Annotated in this window: 6 protein-coding genes and 1 pseudogene; 6 read left to right on the top strand and 1 reads right to left on the bottom strand. The window is 47.1% G+C overall.

Annotated elements, in window-relative coordinates:
* The first annotated feature begins 114 nt into the window (after positions 1 to 114).
* The 4 genes from Q0257_RS13020 (at position 115) to Q0257_RS13005 (ending at position 3,812) form a co-directional block, all read left to right on the top strand.
* Entirely contained in the window at positions 115 to 516 is a 402-nt protein-coding gene (locus Q0257_RS13020; RefSeq protein ID WP_298025461.1) for a hypothetical protein, read from the top strand.
* Between the two features lie 222 nt (positions 517 to 738).
* Entirely contained in the window at positions 739 to 1,920 is a 1,182-nt protein-coding gene (gene trpB / locus Q0257_RS13015; protein WP_298025459.1) for a tryptophan synthase subunit beta, read from the top strand.
* Positions 1,913 to 2,659, top strand: coding sequence for a tryptophan synthase subunit alpha (gene trpA, locus Q0257_RS13010; RefSeq protein WP_298025457.1), 747 nt, complete (start codon positions 1,913 to 1,915; stop codon positions 2,657 to 2,659). The genes trpB and trpA overlap by 8 nt, the downstream gene beginning before the upstream one ends.
* A gap of 10 nt (positions 2,660 to 2,669) precedes the next feature.
* Positions 2,670 to 3,812, top strand: coding sequence for a hypothetical protein (locus tag Q0257_RS13005; RefSeq protein WP_298025455.1), 1,143 nt, complete (start codon positions 2,670 to 2,672; stop codon positions 3,810 to 3,812).
* A gap of 238 nt (positions 3,813 to 4,050) precedes the next feature.
* On the opposite strand, the gene Q0257_RS13000 is transcribed toward Q0257_RS13005, so the two are convergent.
* Complete coding sequence (locus Q0257_RS13000) at positions 4,051 to 6,141, bottom strand: TonB-dependent receptor (protein WP_298025454.1); 2,091 nt, start codon at positions 6,139 to 6,141, stop codon at positions 4,051 to 4,053.
* A gap of 423 nt (positions 6,142 to 6,564) precedes the next feature.
* Between Q0257_RS13000 and yedE the strand changes: the two genes are divergently transcribed.
* Together yedE and Q0257_RS12990 are read left to right on the top strand one after the other, a co-directional pair.
* Positions 6,565 to 7,626 (top strand): YedE family putative selenium transporter, encoded by a 1,062-nt coding sequence (gene yedE, locus Q0257_RS12995; protein WP_298025452.1) that lies wholly within the window; start codon positions 6,565 to 6,567, stop codon positions 7,624 to 7,626.
* Between the two features lie 225 nt (positions 7,627 to 7,851).
* A pseudogene (locus Q0257_RS12990) lies at positions 7,852 to 8,176 on the top strand (phosphoglycerol transferase); the annotation flags it as partial.

The following is an 8,176-nucleotide window of genomic DNA, read 5'->3' as shown; positions in this document are numbered from 1 at the left end:
GCCTAAGTGCCTGGGCTTTTATAGATATTAATGGTATAGGCATAAGCGGCAGTAAGACACAAAAATCAAGGGTTTTTATCCGTAAAATATAAAAATTTTAAATAAGGAAATAAAATGAAATTTTTAAAACGATACAAAAATATTATTCTATTACCATTTTTGCTAATTATTTCGTTTTTTGTTTTTCGTATGATTTATACGGAAATAATTAGCGAGTGCGCTCCAATGCGGCTTTTTTCAAAAAATTCTCTAAGTAATAGTGATTATGTTGAGTTAAAAGCAAAATGCATAAAAAAAGCTTTGGAAAATAACGATAATCACCTTATTATGCAGTATTTTAAAAGAGAAACGAGCGAGTGCCTCAAAATTATTGATGAACCGTCAAAAATCCCACATAATTTGATTAGGGTTAATAGCTTTGAAGAGTGGAAAAAATTAAGACTTACAGATACTGACAATATAATTTGTCCTATCGGTAATTATAAAAAGAGCGATATTAGCAATGAAAGCAAATAAATTTATAAATTATTCAAATTTACGGCGCCTAAGGCCTACTCATCAAGCAAAATATTAGCCACAATTTGAAGCGTAAATTTTAAAATTTGCTATCTTGCGCCGCGCGTTTTTGCGGCCATATATCCGATAAATTTTAAAAAAGCGTCGCAAAAGGTGCCGTCAAAAAAGCGAAATTTAACGCGAAATTTTATATAATCTTACGATTTAATGCGAGGAGATAGGATGAATAAAAAGGCGTATTTCGGGAGTTTTGGCGGGCAGTTTGTGCCTGAGACGGCGATGTTTGCGCTCGAGGAGTTGGAGGATGCGTACAACACCATAGCGCAGACGAAGGAATTTAAAGACGAGCTGGGTTACTTGCTGCGCGAATACGCAGGGCGTCCGACGCCGTTATATCACGCCGCGCGCCTTAGCGAGCACTACGGGCATGAAATTTATCTAAAGCGCGAGGATCTTAACCACACGGGCGCTCATAAAATCAACAATGCCCTAGCGCAGACGCTACTCGCCAAAAAAATGGGTAAAAAAAAGGTCATCGCAGAAACCGGCGCGGGTCAGCACGGCGTGGCGACGGCGACGGCAGCGGCGCTATTCGGGCTTGAGTGCGACGTATATATGGGCGAGACCGACGCCGCGCGCCAGCAGCTCAACGCTTTTAGGATGCAGCTTTTGGGCGCAAATTTAATCAAAATCGGCACCGGCCTTAAAACGCTCAAAGAGGCCACCACCGCGGCGATTCAGGCATGGGTGAATGAGATAGAGAGCGTATTTTACGTCATCGGCTCGGCGGTCGGGCCGCATCCGTATCCTAAGATGGTTAGGGATTTTCAAAGCGTCATCGGTACCGAGACCAAATCGCAGCTTGCGAGCAAGGGAGTCAAGGCTGATTATGTCCTAGCCTGCGTGGGCGGCGGAAGCAATGCGATAGGAATTTTTAGCGCGTTCGTGGATGATCCTAACGTACAGCTCTTGGGCATCGAGGCGGGCGGCTTGGGCGCACAAACCCCTTATCATGCAGCGACCATTACCAATGGGCGCGCGGGCATCATCCACGGCATGAAAACGATCGTGCTACAGGATAAATTCGGCATGATCGAGCCTGTTCACAGCATCTCGGCGGGGCTTGATTATCCCGGCGTAGGCCCGGAGCACGCGCATCTGCACGAGATAAGTCGCGCAAAATACGAAGCGGTAACCGACGATGAGTGCATCACGGCGCTTAAACTGCTCTGTAGGCTTGAGGGCATCATCCCCGCGATCGAAAGCGCGCACGCGTTAGCGTATTTAGAAAAGCTCTGCCCGCAGCTAAAGGGCAAAAAAACGATCGTCGTAAACGTAAGCGGCAGGGGCGATAAGGATATGGATACCGTGATGAATTACAAAAAAGGAACGATTTATGGATAAGATCAAGGCGGCCTTCGCCGGCAAAAAGGCAAACATCGGCTACATCGTGGCGGGCTACCCGAGCCCCGCGCACACGAAGGAGTTCTTGTCAAATTTAGACGAAAGCGTGATCGATCTGCTTGAGATCGGCATTCCTTATTCCGATCCGCTCGCAGACGGCCCCGAAATTTTTAAGGCGAGCTTTTCCGCGGTGCAAAACGGCGTAAACGCGGAGAAGGTATTTGAAATTTTAAAAGGGGTGCAGACGCGCAAGCCGCTCGTGTTTTTGGTCTATTACAACGTGATCTTTGCCTACGGCGCGCGCGAGTTTGTATCCGAGGCGGCGCGCTACGGCATCAGCGGACTAATAATCCCCGATCTGCCGTATGAGGAAAATGAAGAAATTTTCGCGCTTTGCGAGGAATTTGATATCGCGCTCATCCCGCTTATCAGCGTTACGAGCGAGCATCGCGCCGCGCGAGTTTTGAGCCGCGCACGAGGCTTCATCTACGGCGTGGGCGCTATCGGCGTGACCGGAAGCAAGCAAACTCCGATCTCGCGCCTTAAAAATATGGTCGCAGATCTTAAAAAAATGAGCGATCTGCCCGTAGCGATCGGCTTTGGTATTCGCAATTCTAGCGACGTTCGCGCCACGAAAGAATACGCAGACGGCGCTATCATCGGCACTGCGATCGTAAATTTATGCGCAAATTACGGCGGGCGAGAGCTGCAAGACAAGATCGCCGAACTTTTTAACTAACGGAAAGAGCATGAAAAAGATATTTTTGATTTTAATCGCAAATTTTTGCCTCGGCGCCAATCTGATGCAATACGATCTTTTCAACCACGACGATAGCGTGGATATCGTCTTGGCGTTCGACTCCGCATACAAGCCAGACATCGTGCGCCGTGTCGATGGGCAGTCGATGAGCCTTATTTTAAAAGGGCTTGGCGGCGATGAGAAATTCAACGAAATGCGCACCAACCAAAAGGTCTTAAAAAGCTTTACGATAGCGCCTAAGGGCAAGGATATCGAGATCAATTTCCCCACAGGGGCGGGTCTCTTGGTCGATGCCCTTACCCAAGACGGAAATTTAAAACTCGTTTTGCGCGTAAAAAATCCCGCTTTCGATCAGAGTAAGATGAGCGTAAAGAGCGAGGCGAATGAAACGGCGCAAAGCGGTAGCAGCGGGGTTTCCGTGATGCCGATAATCGTAGCGTTACTGCTTGCGGCTGCGGCTTTCGTAGGCGTGCGAAAATTTTTATCGCACAAGCCGCAAAAAAGTATCGACGAGACATGGCGGGTTTTTGAAGACGACGCTAGCATAGAGGAGGCCGACGTGGACGAAGCGGGCATAGATGAAATTTTAAACGACTCCTCTTTTAAAAATCAGAGCGGATCAAAGAACCCAAATTATTCTGACGCGCAAGAGTTCGCGAAAAAAGATGAGGGCTCCGCTTTAAATTTAAAAAATTCTAACGACTCAAAAAACGTAGATAGCGCAGATTTTTTAAGAGGCGAGAACGTGAGCGAAGAGAGTGCACACGATAAATTTTACGATGAAGTTGCGCGTGCCGAGCGTTCGGAAGCTACGGAGGCGGACGAAAACTATGAGAGCGCCGAGAATATAAGAGCAGCGGATAAAATTTCGCCGCTTAAAGTAAGCTCTGCCGAGAGTGGTACGATGGAATTTCGCGAGGGAGCAAAAGAAAGATCGGATACAAAAGAGCCCAAAGTTTCGGCATTTAAAAGCATTTTAGAAAATGAGCTGCTTAGCTCGGATACCGCAAGATCTAGCGACGTGCGAGTAGAGCTGGTGCGCGAGATCGACGAAAATAATGCTGCCGTAGTGCTAAGCTTCGCGGGCAAAAAACATCTAGTAGTGTTAAAAAGCTCCAACGCTATCGATTGATGAGGCGTGGAATTTCGCAGCTTGCGGGCTTTGCGACCTATAAAATTTTTGCAATTTGTTAAATTTTAAAAATTATGGATTTTATAGCTCTAGAAATTTATGCCACATTTAAGCCTCATCGCCAGAGGGTCGCGATGAGGTTAAAATTTTAAGATGAGGTCTAAATTTAAAACGAAAGAGGGGCGAAGGCTGGGTAAGTTTTAAAATTTAACCAGCACCTCGCCCGTATAAGCTTACTCTAAAATCTTACTTCCAAATCGACGTAGAAATTTCGTCCCGCGCCGACTGCCAAAGTATCTCGCGTGCGGTTTGCGTTGATGTAGTGGCGATCGAAAATATTATTTACGCCAAAGCTCACGTCCGCACCGTCAAGCACCGAAATAACGCCGTTTTTGATCTTGTAGCTTCCTTTGAAATTCGCGATCGTAAAGGCTTTATCTGAGTAAAAATACTCCGTCCCGCGAACAAAATAGGAAGCGGGCTTGGAGTGAGGCTTGAAGTAGCGGCTTACCTCAAAGCCTAAATTTAGATCGTGCAAAGGCGAGTAAAAGGCGTGTACGCTTAGCTTTTTGGCGTGATTGTTGATATTTTCGTGCGTTTGCTTGTTGTAAATTCTAAGTCGTTCGAAACTCGCGCCGAAATCAAAGTCCTGCGTTTGGTAGTTTGAGCTAAGCTCAAAACCATGCCTTTTGGCTTGATAGATATTCTGATACTGTCCGTATTGCTGCGAAAAGCCGCCCGGCGGCACGCCTAGATGTGGTAGCGCCTTTATGCCGATCATATCTTCGATCTTGCCGTTAAAGTAGATAAATTTCATATCGAAGTGATCGTCCGTAAAAATTTCATCCTGTTTAAAACTAAATCCGACCTCGTACTCTTTGACGGTCTCGGGCTTTAGATCGGGATTTGGGATGTAATAATACATTCGGTTTATCGGCCCTTTTTGCGATGTCTCATGCGGAGTAGGCGCGCGGAAACTCTCGCTGTATCCCGCTAAAAGAGTAAATTTATCAAAGAGAGTATAGGCAATCGCCGCGCGCGGAGAAAATCTCGAATCTTTAAATTTAGCCGATCTGCCTTTGATGTCGCGATCGAATCTATCGTATCTACCGCCTAAGGTAAGCTCCAAATCATCGTGCAAGCGGATCAAATCCTGCGCGAAAAGCCCGTAGCTATTGTATTCATTTGGAAAGGAGGCAAAATCCGATAGCACGCCGTTTCGGATAAAGATCGCATCCTCCTGCCTATTTTCGTAATCGCCGCCGAAAGCAAAGCTATGATTTAAAAAGCCCGTATCAAATTCCGAGATATTTTTGATCTCTAGTCCCTTACGATCGTCTTTGTTCGCGTAGCTGCCGGTAGTTGCGCCGCTGGTATAGCCGCGTTTATACTCGGCTCTGCTGTTGTAGGCCTTGAAAGACATATCCACTAGCGGGCTTTGCGGCGTAAAGCTCCAATCAAAAACGTAATCTCTCTGGCTTAAATTTCCGCTTACGAAGAGATCTGCATCATTTTGCCATAGTGTCTGCCACATCGTGTGTAAATTTTCGTCGTAATCAAAGGCGCTGAAGCTTATGCGGTGATCGTCCAAGTTTGTGCCGATCTTAAAAAATCCCGTATCGATATGCTCGTTATTAAAGCTCTTGTCGTAGCCCTCGCCGTAGTGCGTACCGCCGTCTGCGAGCTTGATATTGCCGTAGCTTGCGCGCTTGCCGTAGAGTAAAACGTCGATCGGAATTTCCTCGCCCTTGCCATAGACCGCGCCGCGCGTGCTATGCATATTGTTTGATTCGAGCCTCTGTCCTAGCATCAAGCCTACGCTTTTGCCCTCGCTTAGATAATCACTCGCGCTTTTGGTTTGCATATTTACGATACCGCCGATCGCACCCGAGCCGTGAAGCACGGACGAGGCGCCCTTTATGACCTCGACGCGCTTTAAGATGTCGCTATCGGTGCGGAAGGATGAGATCATATTTGAGTACATCCCCGCGCTTCTGCGCACGCCGTCTTGCTTGATGATGACGCGCTCGTCGCTTTGATATCCGAATCCGCGGATCTGAAACTGCCTGCCGATCTGACGCCCCATATCCATGCTGCCGTCAACGCCCGGTATCTGCATAATCGAATCGATCACGTTGGTTTTGGCTTTCATATCCTTGGGGGTTAAAATTCCGGCCGAGCCCGCGTATTTTAGGTTATCGACCGCGCTTACCGTCGCTTGCACGACGATTTGACCCAGATCCTGCGACTTTGTGGCGTTGTTTTCGGCCGCATTTGCTCCGCCTATCGCGCCTATCGCAAGCGGCACCAATAAAATTCGCTTTTTCATACCCGCCCTTTAAAATAAAATTGAAATACATTATTATATATCCGCATACTTAAATAAGGTTGAAATTTAATTTCAAAACCATTTGAAATTTGTTTTTATTGGCGGCAAGTATTGTGCTCCGTCTAAGCCATTTCCGCATTTTGACTGCGTCTTGTTTGTATCCTGTCCGCGCGGCCACTCCTGCGCTGTTTCCGCACCTTGCCTGCGCCGTGTTTAGGCAGATAAATTCGGCGTTTTTGTTGCAGCAAAGAGTCTAAATTTAAACATCCGCGATTTACTTGCGTCTAAATTTATCGGCTGCCCTCGTGATTTAAATCTTTCGCTTTTCGCAAATTTAGATCTGAATTTATTTACTTTTTATTTTGCAAAGGATAAAATCACGCCTAAGAGATCGGTCGATCTAGATTATTTCAGGATCTTTTCATGAATAACGTTAAATGGTACATCATCGCAGGCGCCGTGCTAGGCGTGCTGGGTGCGACGCTGGTGCATTTTGGAAACCCGGGCAATATGGGCGTTTGCGTCGCTTGCTTTTTGCGCGATACCACCGGCGCGCTGGGCTTTCACCGAGCTAGCGCGGTGCAATACATCCGCCCGGAGATCATAGGGCTCGTGTTCGGCGGTTTTTTGGCAAGCGTGCTTTGGACGCGCGAGTTTGCGCCGGTTACGGGTAGCTCGCCGTTTGCGAAATTTTTCCTAGGAGTTTTCGCGATGATCGGCTGCCTTGTGTTTTTGGGATGTCCGTGGCGCGCGTTTTTGCGCCTAGGCGGCGGCGATTTGACCGCGCTAGCCGGGTTAGCGGGTCTGATCTGCGGCGTACTCATTGGGTTTTTGCTTAAAAAGCGCGGCTATGAGGCGAGCAAAGAGGCAAGGCTTAGCGGCGCGATCGGAATTTTGCCCGTGCTACTGGGCGCTGCACTGCTTGCAGCCTTGGTCTTCGGACTCAAAACGGGCGAGGGCGGCGCGCTTTTTATCTCCGCTAAAGGTCCCGGCGCGCAACACGCTGCGGTAGGCATCTCGCTGGCTGCGGGCATTATCGTGGGCGCAGTGATGCACAGAAGTAAATTTTGCAGCGTCGGCGCGTTCGGTAGAATTTTCCGCGGCGATTTCTCGATGTTTTGGGGCGTGCTAAGCGTCATCGTGTTTGCAAGCATCGCAAATATCGCATTCGGACAATACAAACTCGGCTTTGAAGGCCAGCCTATCGCACATAACGATTTCGTTTGGAATTTCTTAGGCATGGTGCTCGCAGGACTTTGTTTCAGCCTCAGCGAGGGCTGCCCAGGTAAGCATTTGGTGCAGGCTGGCACGGGAAATTTAAGCTCGGGTATCTTCGTCATCGGCATGGCGGCGGGCGCCGCGATCGCGCATAATTTCTTGCTCGCAAGTTCGGCCAAAGGCATTACCGAGTTCGCTCCTTACGCGGTCGCGATCGGTTTTGTTTTCGCGCTTTACGTGGGGATTTTTCAAAGACGCGTCGGTTAACGCAGACATTAGCTACAGAACTTGGCTCGATTCGCTGTCATACGCTTGGTGTAACGACAAACCCATGCTTTAATTGCAAAATTATATACGGTGAAATTTAAAATCGCCGTATAAAATTTTGTGCCGCTATAACTTTAAAAAGTAATTTTTGTGCCTGCGTTAGTAAATTTTAAAGTCATTCTTGCTAGACTACGCATTAAATTTTGCTAAATTTAAGGTTGTTTTTTGGAATTTACGACAATTTTTTCGGTTTTGTTTTTTGCTATTTCGCTGATTTTTGCAGCATTTTTGTCGAATAGAACTTTTAAAATTGCTGTGGGCATAATTGCACTAATTTATATTTTTGCACTTTGCTTCGATTTGTTGCTATTTTTTGTTTTTGGAAAGCATTTCGGACTATTTGTGATAACATTTTTTCGTACCTCTATAGAAGGCGCTCCGATTGCAAGTTTTGCGCGTGAAATTGCGATTTTGGTGATGATTTGCGTAGCGATCATATTACTTAGTATAATTATTACCGTACGCATTTTGCATTTTCGTCATAGCTCAA

Source organism: uncultured Campylobacter sp., from assembly GCF_938018035.1.
In the GTDB taxonomy this organism is placed as follows: domain Bacteria; phylum Campylobacterota; class Campylobacteria; order Campylobacterales; family Campylobacteraceae; genus Campylobacter_B.
The sequence above is the reverse complement of the archived record's forward strand: the minus strand, read 5'-3'. Positions and strand labels throughout refer to the sequence as shown.

Excerpts from the sequence above, each read along its gene's own strand:
- Q0257_RS13020 (WP_298025461.1), top strand. The coding sequence starts at position 115 with ATGAAATTTTTAAAACGATACAAAAATATTATTCTATTACCATTTTTG.
- trpB (WP_298025459.1), top strand. The coding sequence starts at position 739 with ATGAATAAAAAGGCGTATTTCGGGAGTTTTGGCGGGCAGTTTGTGCCT.
- trpA (WP_298025457.1), top strand. The coding sequence starts at position 1,913 with ATGGATAAGATCAAGGCGGCCTTCGCCGGCAAAAAGGCAAACATCGGC.
- Q0257_RS13005 (WP_298025455.1), top strand. The coding sequence starts at position 2,670 with ATGAAAAAGATATTTTTGATTTTAATCGCAAATTTTTGCCTCGGCGCC.
- Q0257_RS13000 (WP_298025454.1), bottom strand. The coding sequence starts at position 6,141 with ATGAAAAAGCGAATTTTATTGGTGCCGCTTGCGATAGGCGCGATAGGC.
- yedE (WP_298025452.1), top strand. The coding sequence starts at position 6,565 with ATGAATAACGTTAAATGGTACATCATCGCAGGCGCCGTGCTAGGCGTG.